Origin of the sequence: Paraburkholderia caffeinilytica (genome assembly GCF_003368325.1) — a bacterium.
GTDB lineage: Bacteria > Pseudomonadota > Gammaproteobacteria > Burkholderiales > Burkholderiaceae > Paraburkholderia > Paraburkholderia caffeinilytica.
Genome location: NZ_CP031467.1, coordinates 3,292,779 through 3,313,180 on the forward strand (window position 1 = coordinate 3,292,779; position 20,402 = coordinate 3,313,180).

Annotated in this window: 17 protein-coding genes and 1 pseudogene; 12 read left to right on the plus strand and 6 right to left on the minus strand. The window is 60.9% G+C overall.

The genetic code is table 11. The features are described 5' to 3' along the window. Positions 1-458: 458 nt before the first annotated feature. The 3 genes and pseudogenes from imuA to DSC91_RS38375 form a co-directional block, all read left to right on the plus strand. Positions 459-1,298 carry a translesion DNA synthesis-associated protein ImuA gene (gene imuA, locus DSC91_RS31045; RefSeq protein WP_115783565.1) on the plus strand — a complete coding sequence of 280 codons (840 nt, stop codon included), beginning with the start codon at positions 459-461 and terminating at the stop codon, positions 1,296-1,298. Beyond that, complete coding sequence (locus DSC91_RS31050) at positions 1,198-2,985, plus strand: Y-family DNA polymerase (protein WP_115782350.1); 1,788 nt, start codon at positions 1,198-1,200, stop codon at positions 2,983-2,985. The genes imuA and DSC91_RS31050 overlap by 101 nt, the downstream gene beginning before the upstream one ends. 5 nt (positions 2,986-2,990) lie before the next feature. Further along, positions 2,991-3,155: pseudogene (locus DSC91_RS38375) on the plus strand (hypothetical protein); the annotation flags it as partial. A gap of 129 nt (positions 3,156-3,284) precedes the next feature. Here the strand turns inward: DSC91_RS38375 and DSC91_RS38075 are convergent. Continuing rightward, complete coding sequence (locus DSC91_RS38075) at positions 3,285-3,683, minus strand: hypothetical protein (RefSeq protein ID WP_162831424.1); 399 nt, start codon at positions 3,681-3,683, stop codon at positions 3,285-3,287. A gap of 75 nt (positions 3,684-3,758) precedes the next feature. Between DSC91_RS38075 and DSC91_RS31060 the strand changes: the two genes are divergently transcribed. Continuing rightward, complete coding sequence (locus DSC91_RS31060; RefSeq protein WP_244218036.1) at positions 3,759-6,935, plus strand: error-prone DNA polymerase; 3,177 nt, start codon at positions 3,759-3,761, stop codon at positions 6,933-6,935. A gap of 36 nt (positions 6,936-6,971) precedes the next feature. Here DSC91_RS31060 and DSC91_RS31065 read toward each other — a convergent pair whose 3' ends face one another. After that, positions 6,972-7,892, minus strand: a complete 921-nt coding sequence (locus DSC91_RS31065) for a dTDP-4-dehydrorhamnose reductase family protein (RefSeq protein WP_115782351.1) — start codon at positions 7,890-7,892, stop codon at positions 6,972-6,974. Positions 7,893-7,905: 13 nt separating this feature from the next. Next, on the minus strand, positions 7,906-8,124 hold the full coding sequence (locus DSC91_RS31070; protein ID WP_115782352.1) for a heavy-metal-associated domain-containing protein: 219 nt from the start codon (positions 8,122-8,124) through the stop codon (positions 7,906-7,908). Between the two features lie 123 nt (positions 8,125-8,247). On the opposite strand from DSC91_RS31070, the gene cueR reads away from it, so the two are divergent. The 4 genes from cueR to DSC91_RS31095 all read left to right on the plus strand — a co-directional run bounded on the left by cueR (position 8,248) and on the right by DSC91_RS31095 (position 11,015). Beyond that, positions 8,248-8,670, plus strand: coding sequence for a Cu(I)-responsive transcriptional regulator (gene cueR, locus DSC91_RS31075; protein WP_115782353.1), 423 nt, complete (start codon positions 8,248-8,250; stop codon positions 8,668-8,670). A 293-nt stretch (positions 8,671-8,963) separates the two neighbouring features. Continuing rightward, positions 8,964-9,110, plus strand: coding sequence for a DUF3563 family protein (locus tag DSC91_RS31080; protein WP_115782354.1), 147 nt, complete (start codon positions 8,964-8,966; stop codon positions 9,108-9,110). Positions 9,111-9,339: 229 nt separating this feature from the next. Then, on the plus strand, positions 9,340-9,693 hold the full coding sequence (locus tag DSC91_RS38380; RefSeq protein WP_115782355.1) for a hypothetical protein: 354 nt from the start codon (positions 9,340-9,342) through the stop codon (positions 9,691-9,693). Between the two features lie 272 nt (positions 9,694-9,965). Then, positions 9,966-11,015, plus strand: a complete 1,050-nt coding sequence (locus DSC91_RS31095; RefSeq protein ID WP_115782357.1) for an ABC transporter substrate-binding protein — start codon at positions 9,966-9,968, stop codon at positions 11,013-11,015. 208 nt (positions 11,016-11,223) lie between these two features. On the opposite strand, the gene DSC91_RS31100 is transcribed toward DSC91_RS31095, so the two are convergent. Both DSC91_RS31100 and DSC91_RS31105 read right to left on the minus strand, forming a co-directional pair. After that, complete coding sequence (locus DSC91_RS31100) at positions 11,224-12,069, minus strand: 23S rRNA (adenine(2030)-N(6))-methyltransferase RlmJ (RefSeq protein ID WP_115783566.1); 846 nt, start codon at positions 12,067-12,069, stop codon at positions 11,224-11,226. A 215-nt stretch (positions 12,070-12,284) separates the two neighbouring features. Further along, the gene (locus tag DSC91_RS31105) at positions 12,285-13,256 is read right to left on the minus strand and encodes a potassium channel beta subunit family protein (protein ID WP_115782358.1); all 972 of its coding nucleotides are present in this window, start codon (positions 13,254-13,256) and stop codon (positions 12,285-12,287) included. A gap of 222 nt (positions 13,257-13,478) precedes the next feature. Between DSC91_RS31105 and DSC91_RS31110 the strand changes: the two genes are divergently transcribed. Together DSC91_RS31110 and DSC91_RS31115 are read left to right on the plus strand one after the other, a co-directional pair. Further along, entirely contained in the window at positions 13,479-14,276 is a 798-nt protein-coding gene (locus DSC91_RS31110; RefSeq protein WP_115782359.1) for a 3-hydroxybutyrate dehydrogenase, read from the plus strand. A 10-nt stretch (positions 14,277-14,286) separates the two neighbouring features. Continuing rightward, the gene (locus tag DSC91_RS31115) at positions 14,287-15,525 is read left to right on the plus strand and encodes a DUF3734 domain-containing protein (protein WP_115782360.1); all 1,239 of its coding nucleotides are present in this window, start codon (positions 14,287-14,289) and stop codon (positions 15,523-15,525) included. A gap of 248 nt (positions 15,526-15,773) precedes the next feature. Here DSC91_RS31115 and DSC91_RS31120 read toward each other — a convergent pair whose 3' ends face one another. Continuing rightward, complete coding sequence (locus tag DSC91_RS31120; RefSeq protein ID WP_115782361.1) at positions 15,774-16,973, minus strand: amino acid aminotransferase; 1,200 nt, start codon at positions 16,971-16,973, stop codon at positions 15,774-15,776. Between the two features lie 397 nt (positions 16,974-17,370). Between DSC91_RS31120 and uvrB the strand changes: the two genes are divergently transcribed. Together uvrB and DSC91_RS31130 are read left to right on the plus strand one after the other, a co-directional pair. Then, positions 17,371-19,464 (plus strand): excinuclease ABC subunit UvrB, encoded by a 2,094-nt coding sequence (uvrB, locus tag DSC91_RS31125; RefSeq protein ID WP_115782362.1) that lies wholly within the window; start codon positions 17,371-17,373, stop codon positions 19,462-19,464. A gap of 312 nt (positions 19,465-19,776) precedes the next feature. Next, complete coding sequence (locus DSC91_RS31130) at positions 19,777-20,325, plus strand: iron transporter (RefSeq protein WP_115782363.1); 549 nt, start codon at positions 19,777-19,779, stop codon at positions 20,323-20,325. Positions 20,326-20,402 lie beyond the last annotated feature (77 nt).

Consider the following 20,402-nt stretch of genomic DNA (forward strand, 5'->3'; position numbering starts at 1 on the left):
CCCCGGCCATGCCATCACGACTGCGATCGCACGCTCACACCGGCACTTCGTCCGGATGACCCGAGATGGCACATCGCCCCGCGTGTCCCTGCCCGATACGCGCCCGCTCTCCCACCGCCACTCCTTCCCGATCCGCAGCGCGTTCGTGTAACCCGTCAGCGCTTGCCCATATCCGCAGTGTCCATGTGCGGACTCTCTGCTTTTCTCATCCCTCCCACGGTACGCAAGCGCTCGAGTCTTGTTTAGCGGTAGCGTCAAAGGACAGCTCTCCGGCAGGCGAAACCCTGCAACAAAACGGCTTCACCATCTTTTTTACTTCCTTCCTGCGCGCGTTTCGTCGCATCAGCTTGTCTTAACATCCCTCTTGAAATACTGTATAAATATACAGTGAAAACTCGTCGCCCATGTGTGCTCGATGCCGGGCAGGGCGGAGCATTCCCTATTGAACGAGCGTGTCTATGGCAGCAGCGATTCGTCTGGCGACGACGGCGTTGTCGTCGCAATTGCGGCGACAGATGTGGCAGGGCAATGAACTTGCCGAGGCGGACTCGCGGGTGATTTCCAGCGGCTATGCCGCGCTGGATCAACTGCTTCCCGGACAAGGTTGGTCGGCCGGCGGCCTGACGGAGCTATTGATCGAACACGGAGGAGTCGGCGAACTGCGCCTGCTGGCCCGTGCGCTCCGGCATCTTACGGCCCAAGCCAAACGACACGTCATGCTCGTGGCGCCTCCTTACCAGCCCTGCGCTTCGGCATTGAGGGCTTGGGGTATCGATGTCGAGCGCGTCTTATGGGTGCGCTCGAGTGAAGACCAGTCCCTGTGGGCCGCCGCTCAGGCACTGAAGCAGGATGGCATTGGCGCAGTGCTGGTATGGCTGCCGAATGCGCGCGCCGATAAGGTTCGGCGTCTGCAGGTGGCGGCTCAGGAGTCGGCATCTCTGGCATTTTTGATCCGACCAGTCGAGGCAGCCGCGCAATCTTCGCCAGCGCCATTGCGAATGATCTGCGAGCCGCTTTTGCCGGCCAATGCGCAGACGATCAACCGTCGTCAATGGCTGCAGGAGATTGGTATCTCGATCGACATCTTCAAGCGCCGTGGCCCGCCGCTAGCGGAACCTCTGCATCTCATTTTGCCGTTACAAAGCGTCTTGTTGCCGGGAAGCGGTGTCGGCAGCAATCAAGGACGAGAGATCAAACATGTTGTGGATCGCAGTCACATTGCCACTCTTGTCGCTGGAAGCGGTGAAGCCTCTCGAGCCGCTCCCGGATGGTTCGCCCGCGAAGCCGAATCGGTGTGAGTCAGGCGAAATAAGCCAACCTCCCGGTGCCAACAGCGACACTGAGGTGCGCTGCTATGCGCTGGCAGATCACGCGCACATTCTGATGCCGGATTTCTACGCATTGCGTGCCGGGGTGCATGCAGGTCAGTCGCGCTCGTACGCATTGGCTCTGGCGCCCGGTCTTAAGATGCTTGCCGCAGACACAGGCCGCGAAACGCAGGCGTTCGAAGCGATGGCGCTCGCTTTGTTGACGTACACGCCGAAGGTGTCGCTAGGGCACGCGCATACCTTGTTGCTGGAAGTGGGCTCCGGCTTGCGGTTGTTCGGCGGCTTGCGCGCGTTGTTGTCGCGGGTGTCCAGGACGGTGGCTGAATTCGGTTATACGGCGCGCATAGCATGTGCACCGACACCTTGGGGCGCGTGGTTGTTGGCTCAGGCGCACGCCGATCGGCAGGGGCATCGTTGGCATGTAGTAAAGGAAACGTCGCTTGCGCGGGTCCTTGACCGCTTATCCGTGTTGTTGTTGCCGGTTTCGCAGGCGCATCGCGATGCGTTGACGCATGTCGGTTGCGCAACGCTGGCCGACTTGAGGCAATTTCCAAGGTCGGGCGTCGTGAGACGTTTCGGCAGCGACATTCTGGATCTGCTGGCGCAGGCGTACGGTGCGCGTCCGGATCCGCGCGAATCGTTCCGCGCGCCAGCATCGTTTCACGCGCAGCTGGAGTTGCCGTCGCGGGTCGATAACGCCGATGCGCTACTGTTCGCCGCGCGTCGGCTGATTGTGCAGCTGGCGGGCTGGTTGAGCGCACATCATGCGGCGCTTAGTGGTTATACGTTGTTGCTCGAACATGAATTGGCAGCCCGTCATGCGCCGAAGACGTCGAGTCTGAAGGTCGCATGGGCCATACCGTCGCGCGATGCCGAGCATCTGATCTGGCTGTTGCGCGAGAAGTTGAACCAGACGGTTTTGGTGGCGCCGGTGATCGAGTTGAAACTCGTGGCGGATCAGATCGGCGAGTATGCAGGGTGCTCGGATACCTTGTTTCCAATGCCCGGGTCAGACGGTGATTCGATCGCACGTCTGCTCGAACGCCTGAGCGCGCGCTTGGGGGCGGAGAATGTGCTGCAGATGTCGGTGCAGAACGATCATCGGCCTGAGCGGGCAATGCGCGTCGAGGCCTATCAGGCACAAGCGTTTTCGCGCAAGAAGCGCTCGTCTGCGAAAGCCAAGGCAAAAATCAAAGCTGACAAAACCTGGCTGACCGATGAGTTGCGGCATGCTGCACTGGAACGCGTGCACGCAGACGACGATGCGGCGACACAGGCAGAACAGGCAGAACGCACAGCACACCCAGAGCGCTTATCCCGACGGCCTGAAAAAGAGAGTGGCGCTAAAAGCAACTGCCTATTCATAACACAACCGGCCCAAGCCTCACTCGATCTGCCCGAGAGTGCGTTGCCATCGCAGCCTCGCCCGGTCTGGATGCTTGACAAACCGCTACGCCTGATGGTGCGTGACCAGCGGCCGATCTATCGTCGGCCGCTGAAAATGCTCACGCGTACCGAACGGATTGAAGCAGGGTGGTGGGACGGTAACCTCGTCGAACGGGATTACTACGTTGCGGCAGACGATCGTGGCCAAATGTTCTGGGTGTACCGAGAACGTCTTGGCGGCGAATGGTATTTGCAGGGTTTGTTCGGCTGAGCATCATGGCAAATTCCCGGTCCCCATTCTTGTTGGAGCAGGCGCTTGCGGCTCAATTGCCGCCGTATGCGGAACTGCATTGTCTGACTAATTTCTCGTTTTTGCGCGGTGCGTCGCACCCGCATGAACTGGTCGAGCAGGCGATGTCGCGCGGCTATAGCGCACTCGCGATCACCGATGAATGCTCGCTCGCGGGCGTCGTACGCGCGCACACGGCGGTGAGGGAAATCAGACAGGAGCGGGACCGCCAACAGAAGGAGCGCGAGGACAAGGCAAATGCCGCGCAGGCAGGGGCGTCTTTAGAAGAAGCAGCGGAACCGTCGGTTACAAAGCCAGCGGAGCCCCAGCAAGAATCCGCAGAACCACAGACCCCAAAACCACAGATCGCAGAACCAGAAACCGCAGAACCAGAAACCGCAGAACCAGAAACCGCAGAACCAGAAACCGCAGAACCAGAAACCGCAGAACCAGAAACCGCAGAACCAGAAACCGCAGAACCAGAAACCGCAGAACCAGAAACCGCAGAACCAGAAACCGCAGAACCAGAAACCGCAGAACCAGAAACCGCAGAACCAGAAACCGCAGAACCAGAAACCGCAGAACCAGAAACCACCGAACCAGAAACCACCGAACCACAAACCACCGAACCACAAACCACCGAACCACAAACCACCGAACCACAAACCACCGAACCACAAACCCCAAAACCAGCAACCACTGAGCAAGAGGCGCTAAAACCAATCCCTCACCTCATCATCGGCAGCGAACTCAATTTGACGGACGATGCCGGCGAACCGTTCTGCACACTGGTTGCGCTCGCAACCAACCGCAATGGCTACGGCAATCTTTCCGAACTGATCACGTTGGCCCGTTCGCGTGCGGACAAAGGCAGCTATCGCCTCAATCCGTCCGACTTCACCGACTCGCTACCGCATCTCGGGCATCTCAAAGCATTGCCCGATTGCGTCCTGATTCTCGTGCCGCAGCGCACGGCGACGCTCTCGCACACATTGCGTTGTGCACATTGGCTGGCATCGTTCGCTCCACAACGTTCATGGATCGCACTCGAACTCTGGCAAACCGGCAGTGACGATCTGCAGATCGACGCATTGCGAATGATTGCAAAAGCGAGTGGTTTGCCCTTGGTAGCAGCTGGTGGCGTCCTGATGCATGCGCGATCGCGCAAGCCGTTGCAGGACACCCTGACCGCGATCGGCCTCGTCACACCGCTATCGGCGTGTGGTCACGCGCTCGAGGCCAATGCCGAGCGGCATATGCGCACTCGCGTGCGGCTCGGCAAACTGTATCCGCGCGACACGCTTGAAGAAACGCTGCGTATCGCCGCCCTGTGTCGCTTCTCGCTCGACGAACTCAAGTACGAGTATCCGGAAGAATTGGTGCCCGCGGGTGAGTCGCCATCGAGCTATCTACGCAAACTGGTCATGGCCGGCGCGACGGAGCGCTGGCCGAAAGGGATGGATCTCAAGCGGATCGATCAGATCGAGAGAGAACTGAGGCTGGTCGCCGAACTGAAATACGAGAAGTATTTCCTGACGGTGCACGATATCGTGAGCTTCGCGCGCTCCAGAAACATACTGTGTCAGGGGCGAGGCTCGGCGGCGAATTCGATCATTTGCTATTGCCTGCATGTGACGGAAATCGATCCGGTACACATGAACATGCTGATCGAACGGTTCATCTCGCGCGCGCGTAGTGAACCCCCTGATATCGACGTCGATTTCGAGCATCAGCGCCGGGAAGAGGTGATCCAATATATCTACGGTAAGTACGGCCGTCATCGCGCGGCGTTGACTGCGTCGCTGATTACGTATCACGCGCGCAGTGCGCTGAAAGACGTCGGCAAGGCATTGGGACTCGAAGCGTCGCTGATCGAGCGGATCAGCAAATCGCAGCAATGGTGGGACGGCACGGATGCAGTCGCCAAATATCTGGCTGAAGCAGGCTTCGATGCCAACTCGCACATCACGCAGAATCTGATTCGCCTCACCAAGGAATTGCGCAACTTCCCGCGCCATCTGTCGCAACACGTCGGTGGCTTTGTGATCGCGAAAGACAAGCTGTCGCGGCTCGTGCCGATCGAGAACGCGACGATGAAAGACCGTAGCGTGATCGAATGGGACAAGGACGATATCGATGCGCTCCGGCTGTTGAAAGTCGACGTGCTGGCGCTCGGCATGTTGTCTGCTATCCGGCGCGCGCTGGAGTTCGTCGCATTGCGGCGCGGCTTTCCGAAATTCAGGGTGCAGGATATTCCGCGCGAGGATCGAGCCGTCTACGAAATGTGCGGTCATGCCGATACGATCGGTGTATTCCAGATCGAATCGCGTGCGCAGCAAAGCATGTTGCCGCGACTGAAGCCGAACAAGTACTACGATCTCGTGATCGAAGTCGCGATCGTGCGGCCTGGGCCGATCCAGGGCGGCATGGTGCATCCGTATTTGCGTCGTAAGCAGGGCCTCGAGGCAGAGGACTACGCTAAAGATGAGTTGCGGCCGGTGCTTGAACGCACGCTCGGCGTGCCGATTTTCCAGGAGCAGGTGATGCACCTCGCGATGGTTGCGGCCAAATACACCGGTGAGCAGGCCGACCAGTTACGTCGCGCAATGGCCGCATGGCGGCGTAGCGGCAATCTGGCGAAGTATCAGCAGGATCTGACCGATCGCATGTTAGCGCGTGGCTATGAAAAGGAGTTTATCGAGCGTATCTGCAAACAGATCGAGGGCTTCGGCGAATATGGCTTTCCTGAAAGCCACGCGGCGAGCTTTGCCTTGCTCGTTTATCTCAGCGCGTGGTTGAAACGTTATGAGCCGGCCGCTTTTCTGGCGGGTCTGCTGAACAGTCAGCCATTGGGGTTTTATTCGCCGTCGCAACTCGTGCAGGATGCCCGGCGCCATGGCGTCCAGGTATTGCCGCCCGACGTGACCTTGAGCGATTGGGATTCGACCTTCGAAAGACGCGGTCGTGAAGGGCAGCGGATTTCATCGAGCGAGACCTGTTTGCATCGTCAGCAGGGCGTATTGTCCGCGCAGCAATTACGCGATCTGTCGCTGCGGCGCTTCACGGTGGCCCGGACGATCCGGCGTGCGGCAAAACAGCTGACCGCACGCGTATTCCAATCGTCGAAAACCTATGGTGCGCGCGGTCCGGCAGTGCGTATCGGCATGCATCTGATCAAAGGTCTTTCGCAGGTGGCGGCCGAACGCATCATGGCGGCTCGCAGCGACGCGCAGTTTACCGATGTCGACGATCTGGCGCGTCGCGCGGCATTGACTCGGCGCGATCTCGAAGCGCTTGCCGCGGCGAACGCGCTGGTCAGCATCGCAGGCCATCGGCGCGAGGCGTGGTGGGCGGTGACCGCGCAGCACACGGTGCCCAAACTGCTGCGCGATGCGCCGATCGCCGAAGCACCGCTGGCATTACCGCAGGCAGCCGAGAGCCGTGAGATCGTCGACGATTACGCGAGCATTGGCCTCACGCTCAATCGTCATCCGCTCGCGCTATTGCGCGAGCGTCTTGCCAGGCAACGTTTTCGCACAGCGGCCGAACTCGCTGCGTGTCAGCACGGCACGCTGGCGCGCGCTTGCGGCATCGTCACCGTGCGGCAGCGGCCGGGCACGGCAAACGGCACCGTGTTCGTTTCCATCGAAGACGAAACCGGTTCGATCAATGTGATCGTCTGGCCAGCGCTGGTGGAAAAGCAGCGCAAGGTGCTGCTGGGGTCATCGTTGCTGGCGGTGTATGGCGTCTTGCAGCGTGACGATGGTGTCTCTACCGGCAGTGACAGCGCCGGCAATGTGGTGAACGCAAACAAAACCGGCAAGGCGAAACGGAAACAGAAGGGCGAGGTGATCCATCTCGTCGCGCATCGTCTCGAGGATCACAGCGACTGGCTCGGCGAACTGGCCACGGCGAGCCGTGATTTTCATTGATGCCGATCTGCTGAGGTTGAGTTCGTTGCCGCGAAACTACGCCGCCGTTTCGCCCCGCCACGGGAACCCGGCCAGCACTTGCCGGATCGCAACGTCGAACGGCGTGCGGCGGCCGATGCCGAGCGTCTCGAGCCGGTCCGAAGCCAGGTGACAGTTATGCGGACGCGGCGTTGCGTCGGTGGGCGTGTGCTGTGGCGTCAGTCGGGCATCGAGTTGCAGTGCAACGGCCAGCCGCACCGCGATTTCATACTTGTTCATCGGCTCATCGCCCGACCATTGCACGACGCCGCGAATCGCATCGCCACGCGCATGCCGTTCGAGCATTTGCCGGATCACGAACGCGACGTCCGGTGTAAAGGTCGGATAGCGAATCGCCCATGCATCCATGACGGCAGCCTTGCCCTCGCGTGAAGCAGACGCGGCAATCGCCGGCACGAGACTCGTCACCGCCGATTCTGCCCAATCGACGATCGGTCCATACAGCAGCGGCAAACGCAGCACGCAGCCGAGATCGGTGGATTCCGTCAGCGCCCGCTCGCCTTCGAGTTTGCTGCGCCCATAGGCATTGAGCGGCGCGGGCGCGGAATCGTGCCGATAGGGCGGGTGAGTGCCGTCGAACACGTAATCGGTTGAGATCGAGAGCGTCCATGCGCCGCGCCGCTTTGCCGCCGCGGCCAGGGTGCGCACCGCATCGACGTTCAACGCCTGGGCGAGCGCCGGATCGTGCTCGCACACATCTGGCCGACGTTCCGCGGCGGCAATCACGAGCGCGTCCGGCGCTTCGCGCTCGACAAATTGCTCGACCGCCCGCGCATCGCGAATATCCAGCGCGACCGTGTTCGGCCCCGGCCGGCTGAACGCCGTGGCGACGACTTGCCAACCGGCCTGCTGTGCCAGTTCGTTGACGAGGGCTCGGCCGAGCAGCCCGGAAGCCCCAATGACGGCAACCTTGAACATGACGGTCGCTCGCTTAGCGGGCCGGGCCGCTGGTCATACTGGTCACGGTGTAACCGGCCTCGTCGATTGCGGCTTTGAGCGTGTCAGCCGGTTGCGCCGATTCGACCGCCACGCGGCCGGATGCCAGATCGACCTGGACGTGAGCTGCGCCATCGTGTTCGTGGATCGCGTTCGTGACTGCAGCCACACAATGCTGGCAGCTCATGCCTTCTACCTGGAATTCGATCGTCATCGGGATTGCCTCGAAAAAATGAATGTCGCGATGATTGAATTATGCCTGCCGACGCGCAATTAAGTCGCTGACCTTCCCACAATGGGAAGGTGTACGATCGACGCACACATTGGGGAAACAGTCATGAATATCGGTGAAGCGGCCCGCGCCTCGGGCGTCACGGCGAAGATGATTCGCTACTACGAAAGCGTGGGTCTGCTGGCGGCGAAGGCGCGCACGAGCGCCGGCTATCGTGTATACGGGCCGCAAGAGGTCCATTCGCTGCGTTTCATCCGGCAGGCGCGCCGTCTCGGGTTTCTGGTGGACGACATTCGCCGCCTGCTGGCGCTGTGGCACGACCGGTCGCGCGCCAGCGCCGAAGTGAAGGCGATTGCGCTGGAGCACGTCGCGGAGCTCGATCGCCGCATTGCCGAGCTGACCGACATGCGCGACACATTGGCGCACCTGGCTGACCATTGCCACGGCGACGAGCGCCCGGATTGCCCGATTATCGAGCGGCTCGCCGATCCCGATCTGGTGTCGGGGAAGAGTTGTCATCCGATTTGAAGGCACGGAATGGAACCTGCTCGGGGATTTGTCGCAACTGGGTACAAAATGCACATAAATGGTGCAAATTAAAATGGGGTAATATCGTGAGTCGCAAAAAAACCATCTTGAATTTAGTTAAATCAATGACTTATGTGCACCAAGGGCGTGCACCATTCCAAAACGGAATGCACGTCATGCGGGCATTTCACTAGCAAGGTTGCACCATAGGGATATAATCCGGGTTAACCCTTTTGCGGGAAATCCCTGATGCAGAACTCACCGGGGATTCAATCTGATCCTTGGAGAACATCATGTTTGCATACGTACTTGAAAAGCTGAGCACCTGGTTTGAAACTGCAGAACGCAGCCGTCGTGAAGACTATCTGGCGTCGTCGTCGGATATCGTTCAGCTCGAACAGCGCATCCGCTCGCTCGAAACCAACGGCTACTCGCTGTAAGTTTCAACTGCATCAGGTTTGACCCGGCAGCGCTCGTGCGTCGCCATTGCAGTAAGGTGTTGAGCCCCGTATAGACGGGGCTTTGTCACATCTGGACCATGAGAATTTCACGGCAAGTAGCGCGTCAAGGCGACTCATGAGCAATAACGACTAGCCTGACGATTGCCGTCGCGGTAAGGTAAAGCGCTTTCTGTGCAATCCGGCATTCCCAACCTCAACCGGTCCGCCCATGCTTCCTGCCCGCTCGCTCAAATCTGTCCTGGCCATCGCCGTCGCAGCCACGCTGACAACGGTTTTTGCCGTATCGACGACGTTCGCTGCGTCGAGCAGTAGCGCCCGCAAGCCCGTGATACTCGACTCGCAGAGCGGCATCAGCGACGGCCAGAGCGGTACCGTGCTGCAGACTGCGCCGCTCTCGCGGCAGCCGATCGTAGGGGCGCAGCCTATCGCAACGCCAACGGAGTTGGCGCCGAATTCATCGGTACCGTACGTTGTGGCGCCCTATATCCCGGTGCCTGTCGGCGGTGGGACGCAGTCATCACAACCGCAGTCGCAGCCTCGCTCCGTGCCCCGTGCACAATAAGCCGCAATAAGCCGCACTAAGCGTCCCCGGCGCGATATCTCCCCTTTTTCAACCATCGACGCCTCGAGTGGCGGACCCTCTGTCGTTCAGCATCTGTGCACGCGTGCTTTCGGTTAATGCGCGAGGCGCGACATACGCCATTCGGGTTTCGATGCATGGCGTGCGCGGCATCGTCCGACGACAATCGTTGCGCGCGCCCTCGCCAACGATGCAGACCATGCGTCGTGCGCAGCGCCATCGCATCGAATGAAAACAGAACAAGGAGACACCACATGCCCACTCACTGGATGCGGCGTGCCGCCAGCACCTGCGTCACGCTGGTCGCGCTGATCGTACCGGCGACGCTACCCGGCACCGCGCTCGCCAAAGACACCCCGGAAAAGCCCACGTTGACGATGGCCGTTGGCGGCTTGCCGGGCCTCTACTATTTGCCGGTACTCGCCGCGCAGCAGCTGGGCTACTTCAAGGACGAAGGGCTCGATGTCACGCTCGAAGATTTTGCGGGCGGGTCGAAGGCGTTGGAAGCGGTCGTGGGAGGCAGTGCCGACGTGGGAGCCGGCGCGTTCGAACACACGCTGTTCATGCAGGCAAAGGGACAACACTACCGGGCATTCGTGCTGATGGGCCGCGCGCCGCAGATCGTCGTCGCGGTGCTGAAGTCGAAGGCCGATCAGATCAAGACATTGTCGGACTTCAAGGGAGCAAAAGTCGGCGTGAGCGCGCCGGGTTCGTCAACGGATCTGGTGCTCACCGTGGCTTTGCGCAAGGCCGGCGTACAGCGCAGTGAGATTTCGGCGATCGGCGTGGGCAGCGGCGCCACGGTGCTTGCCGCGGTGAGCAACGGTCAGATCGACGCGCTGTCGAATGTCGATCCGATGATGACCAAGCTGACGCGTAGCGGCGCGATCAAAGTGCTGGTCGATACGCGTACCGTCAAGGGCACGCAGGAGGTGTTCGGCGGGACGATGCCGGCAGCGACGCTTTACGCATCCGAGACTTTCATCCAGAAGTATCCGAAGACGACACAGGCGCTTGCCAATGCGATCGTGCGCGCGGACCACTGGTTGCAGACCGCCAGCGATGCCGACCTGCTGAAGATGGTGCCGCCGGCCTATTTGCTCAACGATCCGGCGCTCTATGTAGAGGCGTTCCACAACGTGCGCGACGCGTATTCACCGGATGGCTTGATGCCCGCGGATGGTCCGGCGACTTCACTGCGCGCCTTGTCGTCGTTCGATAACCGTCTCGATCCGAAAAAGATCGATCTGAGCACAACCTATACTAACGATTTCGCACGCAAGGCAGCGGCGCAACTCAAGTAAGCGGTTGGGCGGTGGGTGATGCGAGCGGTCGCGCACGTGTCGTACCGCAGAGTAATGCGCGCATGTGCGGCCCGGGACGCTGCCCAACCGCCACGATACGTGCGTGCTCAAATCAGCGATGCCGGCCGTGTGCCGCGACGGGTGCTTGACCAAACCGCGGCCGGTGCCTGAGCGCCACGATACGTGCGCGCGAAGCCGGCAACCAGACTCAATCGCCGCGATATTCGACCTTGAACTGCGCGGCCTTGTCCTCGCCGAGTGTCTGGACCAGCCAGGGCATCTCGTCTTTCAGCGTTTTTGCCAGCGTATAGGGCGGATTCAGGATGAACATGCCGCTGCCGAACAACCCGAAGCCGTCGGTCGGCGGATTGCTGACTGTCAGGCTCACATGCAGCCAGTTGCGCTCCTGCAACTTTTTCAGCTGATCGGGGAAGCGCTGCGATTCAAGGCGTTTTACCTGCGGATACCAGACCGCGTACGTGCCGGTTGGAAAGCGCTTCAGGCTTTCTTCGACGCAGCGCAACGTCCGCGTGTAGTCGCGCTTGTCTTCGTACGACGGATCGAGCAGCACCAGCGCGCGGCGCGGCGCTGGCGGCAGCAACGCGAGGATGCCGTCGAAGCCGTCGCCCGCATAAAGCATCGCGCGGCGGCCTGCGTCGCGGAAGTTATGGCGCAGCACGTCGATTTCAGTGGTGTGCAGTTCGAACAGGCGCATGCGGTCCTGTTCCCGCATCTGCCGCCACGCGATATACGGCGAGCCTGGGTAGAAGCGCAACTGACCATCCGGGTTCAGCGCGCTCACTTCGTCGACGTAGTCGGCGAAGATCGACGGCAGGTCGTTACGCTCCCAGAGTTTGGCGATGCCGGTCTGGAACTCGCCGGTTTTCGTCGCGTAGCCTTCCTTCAGCGAATAGACGCCGGCGCCCGCGTGCGTGTCGATATACCAGTAGGCCTTGTCCTTCAGGCTGAGGTAGCGCAGTAACTGCAACACGACGGCGTGTTTCAGAACGTCGGCGTGATTGCCTGCATGAAAGGCGTGGCGGTAGCTGAGCATGATGAGGAGACGCTGAAAGAGGGCGTGCCGGTCCAGGGCGGATTCGGCGATGCGAGTGCAAAGCGGCAGCACAACTGAAGTGCAGCGCGGTCGCGTATTGTACGCGACGCCGCGTTGCACTCCGTAGTGCGTTGCGCGTGACACGGCCCCGATGGTGCACGGGCCATGCTCCGCGGTCTGGTCCGAGCCGGTCCGGCCGGGTCTGGCGCCACCGCTCAGTCGCTGGCGTCGCCGACGATCTCCTCGATCTGCTGCTTGATCTCCGGCGTCATTCGCTCGGCCACCTCGGCGGATTTCATGTTCTCACCGATCTGCTCGACGCGCGACGCGCCGGTGATCACGGTGCTTACATTCGGATTCTTCAGAATCCACGCGATCGCCAACTGGCCGACCGTGCAACCCAGCTCGTCGGCTACTTCCCCCAGCTTGCCGACCACATTGTTCTTGCCGACATCGGTGAGCTGCTTGCGCAGCCAGTCGTAGCCTTGCAACTGCGCGCGGCTATCGGCAGGTACGCCGTCGCGGTACTTGCCCGTGAGCAGGCCGGACGCGAGCGGGCTCCAGGTGGTCAGCCCAAGGCCAATGTCTTCGTAAAGCCGCTTGTATTCCTGCTCGACGCGCTTACGGTGGAACAGGTTGTACTGCGGCTGCTCCATGACGGGTTTGTGCAGATGATGCCGTTCAGCGATCTCGTATGCCGCGCGGATTTCGTCGGCGCTCCATTCCGAGGTGCCCCAGTACAGCGCCTTGCCGCGCGTGATCATGTCGCTCATGGCCCAGACGGTTTCCTCGACCGGCGTGTTCGGGTCAGGACGATGACAGAACACCAGATCGACATAATCGAGCTGCAGGCGCTTGAGCGACGTGTCGATCGCGCTCAGCAAGTATTTGCGGTTCAGCGTGTGATACTGGTTCGGCGCTTCGTTGAGTCCCCAGAAGAATTTCGTCGATACCACGTAGCTCACGCGCGGCCATGCCAGTTCCTTGAGCGCCTGGCCCATGATTTCTTCGGATTGGCCGGCGGCATACACCTCGGCGTTGTCGAAGAAGTTGACTCCCGCATCGCGCGCGGCCGCAAGCGACTCGCGCGCCGCACGATGATCCACCTGATTGCCGTAGGTGACCCATGAGCCGATGGACAGTTCGCTGACTTGCAGGCCGGAACGGCCCAGACGTCGATAATTCATGCATTCCTCCTTGGTGGTGATGCCGCCGGAATCCCGCTGAAACGTCTAGTTTAAAGAGATAAAGCTCGATGTGCGGTTTACGGATGGAGTTCACAAGGTTCATGCACAATAGCAGCGTTGGCCGCAGTGCAGCATTCAGCCAGACGGCCTATGCCGTTTGGCTGACTTCACGCTGCCCGTAGCCCGTGGTCTCATTGTTCATCAACTGCATGGAGGTTCTGGATGTCGTCACTGAACACGAATCTGAATGGCAAGGTTGCGGTAGTTACCGGCGCCGCGAGCGGCATCGGCAAGCAGATTGCGCTCACGCTCTCCGCAGCGGGCGCGGCGGTCGCGATTGCCGACCTGAACCAGGACGGCGCGAACGCCGTCGCTGAGGAAATCAAACAGGGCGGCGGCAAGGCAATCGGTGTGGCAATGGACGTCACGAACGAAGACGCCGTCAACCAGGGCATCGACAAAGTCGCGGCTGAGTTCGGCTCGATCGACATTCTGATTTCAAACGCCGGCATCCAGATCGTCAATCCGATTGAAAACTACTCGTTTTCCGACTGGAAGAAGATGCAGGCGATCCACGTGGACGGCGCTTTCCTCACCACCAAGGCCGCGCTCAAGCACATGTACAAAGACGATCGCGGCGGCATCGTGATCTACATGGGCTCGGTCCATTCGCACGAAGCGTCGCCGCTGAAGTCCGCCTATGTGACGGCCAAACATGCGCTGCTGGGGCTCTCGCGCGTGCTGGCCAAGGAAGGCGCGAAACACAATGTACGCTCGCACGTGGTGTGTCCGGGTTTCGTGCGCACGCCGCTGGTCGACAAGCAGATTCCCGAGCAGGCCAAGGAGCTCGGCATCAGCGAAGAAGACGTGATCAAGCGCGTGATGCTGGGCGGCACGGTCGACGGCATCTTCACCACCGTGGAAGACGTCGCGCAGACGGTGTTGTTCCTGTCCACTTTCCCGAGCGCGGCGCTGACCGGCCAGTCCTTTATTGTGAGCCACGGCTGGTACATGCAATAAGGAGGCGCCCATGGCGCAACGCAATCTCAAGCGGGCGCGCATCGGCGCGCCCGGCGGCGGGGAAGGCGAGGGCGCAGGTCCGGCGCCCGCCGTGCATCCCGGCCGGCAGCTCGATTTGCCCAAGTACGAAACCGTCGCGTTGATGCTGCAGGGCGGCGGTGCGTTGGGCGCCTATCAGGCCGGCGTCTTTCAGGGGCTTTACGAAGCCGGTATCGAGCCGAACTGGCTCGCCGGCATTTCGATCGGCGCGCTCAATACGGCCATCATTGCGGGCAATCCGCCGGAGAAACGCGTCGAGCGGCTGATGCAATTCTGGGAGACGATCTGCCAACCGGCGTTCGGGCCGCCATTGCCGGCCTTTATCGAGCACGCGCTGTTCAATTCCAGTGAAGCCGTTCGCAAGGCTTTCACGGCGACCCAGGCGATGGGCGCGATCGTGGAAGGGCAAAAGGGCTTTTTCGTGCCGCGTTTCCCGCCGCCGTTGCCAACGGTCTCCGGGCCGCCGCAACTGGCGAGCTACTATGACACCACGCCGCTTAAGGCCACGCTGGAAGCGCTTTGTGATTTCGATCGGATCAATTCCGGTGAGACGCGTGTGTCGGTGGGTGCGGTGAATTGCGGTACGGGTAATTTCGCCTACTTCGACAACACGCATACGAAACTGAGGCCTGAGCATTTCATGGCGTCAGGTGCGTTGCCACCGGGTTTCGCGGCAGTCGAAATCGACGGCCAGTACTACTGGGACGGCGGCCTGATGTCGAACACGCCGCTCTATGAGGTGATTCAGACCACGCCGCGTCGCGATACGCTCGCGTTTCAGGTTGATCTGTGGAGCGCGATCGGGCCGGTGCCGGACAATATCACCGACGTTCAAGGGCGCATGAAAGACATCCAGTACTCGAGCCGCACGCGCCTCGTGACCGATATGCTGCAACGTTCGCAGCGGTTCCGGCATGTGCTGCGCGAGGTGCTCGACCGCGTGCCGTCTGACCAGCGCGACGATCCGTGGTGCAAGCTGGCGGATGAACTATCGTGTTCGAAGCGCTACAACGTGTTCCACCTTATCTATCGGCAGAAGGAATACGAAGGGCACTTCAAGGACTTCCAGTTCGGCCTTTCCACTATGCGTGAACACTGGAGAAGTGGTCTGGAAGATATCCGTCAATCGCTTGCGCAACCGGACTGGCTCGACATGCCGGATAACGACGCAGGTTTTGTCACGCACGATATCCATCGGGATTCGCGCTGAAACTGCCGTAGGGTGAGTGCAGCAGGTTACGTCAGCAATTGACGGTGGCGGGTCGCGAGCAGTGAGTCGCGACAGCAGACCGTATCAGACCGTATCGGTAGGCGACAATCACACTAGGCCACTGTCGGCCAATAAAAAACGGCGCCTGAAAGGGCGCCGTTTCTACAAGCGGTTCAAACAAGTAATTCAAGCAGCCTCAGCAAAACAAAGCGCGTGCAATGAACGCGCGCTCGCGCTTCCGAAATGCCTTATTTCAACACGTGAGCGATCGCGTTAGCCACCACGTCGAGGTTGCGCGTATTCAGCGCGGCCACGCAGATGCGGCCCGTACCCACGGCATAGATGCCGAACTCTTCACGCAGACGGTCCACTTGCGGCGACGTCAGCCCCGAGTACGAGAACATGCCGCGTTGTGCGTTCACGAAGCTGAAGTCGCGATCCACGCCGCTTGCCTTCAGACGTTCGACCAGACCGTTGCGCATGGCACGGATACGGTCGCGCATTTCAGCGAGTTCCGTTTCCCACGTGGCGCGCAATTCGGGTGAAGCGAGCACCGCTGCGACCACCGAGCCACCGTGCGTCGGCGGGTTCGAGTAGTTCGTGCGGATCACGCGCTTCAGTTGCGACAGCACGCGCGCCGACTCTTCCTTGCTTGCCGTGATGATCGACAGTGCGCCGATACGTTCGCCGTACAGCGAGAACGACTTCGAGAACGACGACGACACGAACACGTTCAGTTCCGATGCCGCGAACAGACGGACTGCTGCAGCGTCGGATTCGATGTTGTCGCCGAAACCCTGATAAGCGATGTCGAGGAACGGCACCAGATCGCGTGCCTTGACGACTTCGACGATCTGCTTCCATTGGTCGACAGTCAGGTCGACACCGGTCGGGTTGTGGCAGCATGCGTGCAGCACGACAACCGTGCCTGCGGCATAGCCGTTCAGCGCGCTCAGCATGCCTTCGAAGTTCACGCCGTGCGTGTGCGCGTCGTAGTACGGATAGTTCACGACCTCGAAGCCGGCGCTTTCGAACAGCGCGCGGTGGTTTTCCCAGCTCGGATCGCTGATCGCGACCTTGGCGTTCGGGTTCAGGCGCTTCAGGAAGTCGGCGCCGATTTTCAGTGCGCCCGTGCCGCCCAGTGCTTGCGCCGTCACGACGCGACCTGCGGCGATCAGCGGCGAGTCGTTGCCGAGCAGCAGCTTCTGCACGGCAGCGTCGTAGGCAGCGATGCCTTCGATCGGCAGATAGCCACGCGGCAGCGCGGCTTCGACGCGTGCCTTTTCCGCGTCGCGCACGGCGCGCAGCAGCGGAATCTTGCCTTCTTCATTGAAGTACACACCAACGCCAAGGTTGACCTTGGTGGCGCGCGCATCGGCGTTGAAGGCTTCGTTCAGGCCCAGAATCGGGTCGCGGGGAGCAAGTTCGACGGCGGAGAACAGAGACATGATGGGTGAGCAGCAGTAGTGAAAAGAGGGCGGCTTCAAGCTCGGGCGGCCGGCCAACGGTGTCTGACTGACGGACAATTCAGACGCAGGGCGGGCATCGGCGAGCGAGCGCAACTTGGCATTGTAGCGAATCCGCAGGCATTTTTCGGCCGACAAAGCCTGTTGGGCTGAATTATTTGCTTGAAAAACAGGCACTCAGGCGATGCAGCCGTGCCGAATCTGGCTCGGACGAAGCCGGCGAAGGCCGAACAGCTGCTGCAATCCGACGGGAAAATGCCTCTGCATCGGCCCCCTGCGGCGTGCGTCCCGCCACCCCCGCAACCCTACGCGGACCCGCTCGGCCCGGGTTCCCGCAACCCGTTAGAATAGTTCTTTGCCCAAGGCCCGGTGCCGCCCCATGTCCGAACACCATCTGACTGAAGTCGACGAGACGCTCGACGAATCCAAATTCATCACGTTCGAAGGCTCGCCGTTCCGGCTTTACCAGCCGTATCCGCCCGCCGGCGACCAGCCGACGGCGATCGACACGCTCGTCGAAGGCGTCGAGGACGGCTTGTCGTTCCAGACGCTGCTCGGCGTGACCGGCTCCGGCAAAACCTTCACGATGGCCAACACCATCGCGCGGCTTGGCCGGCCGGCGATCGTGTTCGCGCCGAACAAGACGCTCGCCGCGCAGCTCTATTCGGAGTTTCGCGAGTTCTTTCCGCGCAATGCGGTCGAGTACTTCGTCTCGTACTACGATTACTACCAGCCGGAAGCGTACGTGCCGCAGCGCGACCTCTTCATCGAAAAGGATTCCTCGATTAACGAGCACATCGAGCAGATGCGCCTGTCGGCCACCAAGAGCCTGATGGAGCGGCGCGATGTGATCATTGTCGGCACGGTGTCGGCGATTTACGGTATCGGCAACCCGTCGGAATATCACAAGATGATTCTGACGTTGCGCACGGGCGACAAGCTCGGTCAGCGCGACATCATCGCCCGGCTGATCGCGATGCAGTACAACCGCAATGAAGCCGACTTCCAGCGCGGTTCGTTCCGCGTGCGCGGCGACACGATCGATATTTTCCCGGCGGAGCACGCCGAAATGGCGGTGCGCATCGAGTTGTTCGACGACGAGGTCGAAACGCTGCAACTGTTCGATCCGCTCACCGGCCGCGTGCGGCAGAAGATTTCGCGCTTCACCGTTTATCCGTCGTCGCACTATGTCACGCCGCGCGACACCGTGGTGCGCGCGGTCGAAACGATCAAGACCGAGCTGCGCGACCGGCTCGAGTTCTTCTACAGCAACGGCAAGCTCGTCGAAGCGCAGCGGCTCGAGCAGCGCACCCGCTTCGATCTGGAAATGTTGCAGGAGTTGGGCTTCTGCAAGGGCATCGAGAACTACTCGCGGCACTTTTCGGGCGCCGCGCCCGGCGAACCGCCGCCCACACTGGTCGACTATCTGCCGCCCGACGCGTTGATGCTGCTCGACGAGTCGCACGTGTTGATCGGCCAGCTGAACGGCATGTATAACGGCGACCGCGCACGTAAAGAGAATCTGGTCGACTACGGTTTTCGCTTGCCGTCGGCGCTCGACAATCGCCCGCTCAAGTTCAACGAGTTCGAGCGCAAGATGCGCCAGGTGGTGTTCGTGTCGGCCACGCCGGCCGATTACGAGCAGAAAACGGCAGGCCAGGTGGCCGAGCAGCTGGTGCGCCCCACCGGCCTCGTCGATCCGGAAATCGAGGTGCGCCCGGCGCGTACCCAGGTCGACGATGTGCTGGCCGAGATCAACGAGCGCGTCAAGGTGGGCGACCGTGTGCTGGTCACCGTGCTGACCAAGCGGATGGCCGAGCAACTGACCGAGTTTCTGGCCGACCACGGCGTCAAGGTGCGCTACCTGCACAGCGACATCGATACGGTGGAGCGGGTGGAAATCATCCGCGATCTGCGGCTGGGCACGTTCGACGTGCTGGTCGGGATCAACCTGTTGCGCGAGGGGCTGGATATTCCGGAAGTTTCGCTGGTTGCGATTCTCGACGCGGACAAGGAAGGCTTCCTGCGTGCCGAGCGCTCGCTGATCCAGACCATCGGGCGGGCGGCGCGTAACGTGAACGGCAAGGCGATCCTCTATGCGGACAGAGTGACCGACTCGATGCGCCGCGCCATCGGCGAAACCGAACGGCGACGCGCCAAGCAGATCGCGTACAACGTGGAGCACGGCATTACGCCGCGCGGTGTGGTCAAACGGATTCGCGACATCATCGACGGGGTGTACAACGTCGACGACGCCCGCGCCGAGCTGAAGGAACAGCAGACCCGGGCGAAATTCGAGGACATGTCCGAGAAGCAGCTTGCCAAGGAACTCAAGCGTCTCGAAAAACAGATGATGGAGCACGCCAAGAATCTCGAGTTCGAAAAAGCCGCACAGACCCGCGACCAGCTGGCGCTGTTGCGGCAGCGCGTATTTGGCGCGAACGTCGGCGACCACGTGCCCGGCGTCGAATAAATTCTCCCTGCCTGGCAAGGAAGGAGCGATAAAAGGCGCGGCGATGTGCCGCGCCTTGTGTTTCCTGCGCATTACATCCTGCCAACACCTTCGCCTGCGCTTTCCTTAACACCGCCTTAAGTCCCTGCTGCCGTAAGGCTTTGCGAGCGTCCTCGTTTGTTCTCGCCGCCGATCAATGATAAACTCGCGCAATATTGAGAATGGTTCGCATTAGCGTTAGTAATGCGGTCAGTAATGCGGCGGCTCAAAGCGCACACGCACTGCACTGTTCCAATGGGTTCGATTCCAGTCTGATAAAAACAAGGAGTTTCAATGCGGATTTCTTCATTTGTGCGTGGTGGCGCAGCAGCGGTGGCCGCAGTCGCGGCTCTTTCCGCAACGGCAGCGGAATACCCGATCGGCAAGCACCAGATTCAGGGCGGCATGGAAATCGGCGCGGTCTATCTGCAGCCGATCACGATGGAACCCGAAGGCATGATGCGCAAGGCGTCGGATTCGGACGTCCACCTCGAGGCCGACATTCACGCGGTCAAGAACAATCCGACCGGTTTCGCCGAAGGCGACTGGATGCCATATCTGCAAGTCCGTTATGAATTGACGAAAGCCGGTTCGAATCAGACCCAGAAGGGCGACATGATGGCGATGGTCGCCAACGACGGTCCGCACTACGGCGACAACGTCAAGCTGCAGGGCCCCGGCAAATACCACCTGAAGCTGGTGGTCGAAGCGCCGATGCAAACCGGTCACATGGCGTTTGGCCGTCACGTCGACAAGGAAACCGGCGTGGGCGCGTGGTTCAAGCCGATCACGCTCGAATACGACTTCACGTACGCGGGCATTGGCAAGAAGGGCGGTTACTGATCGCCGCAGACGCGGATCATCGCGGCTCGTCGCGCGTCGCCTGAGGCCGCGCGTGCGTGAATGGGTGAATGCAGCAG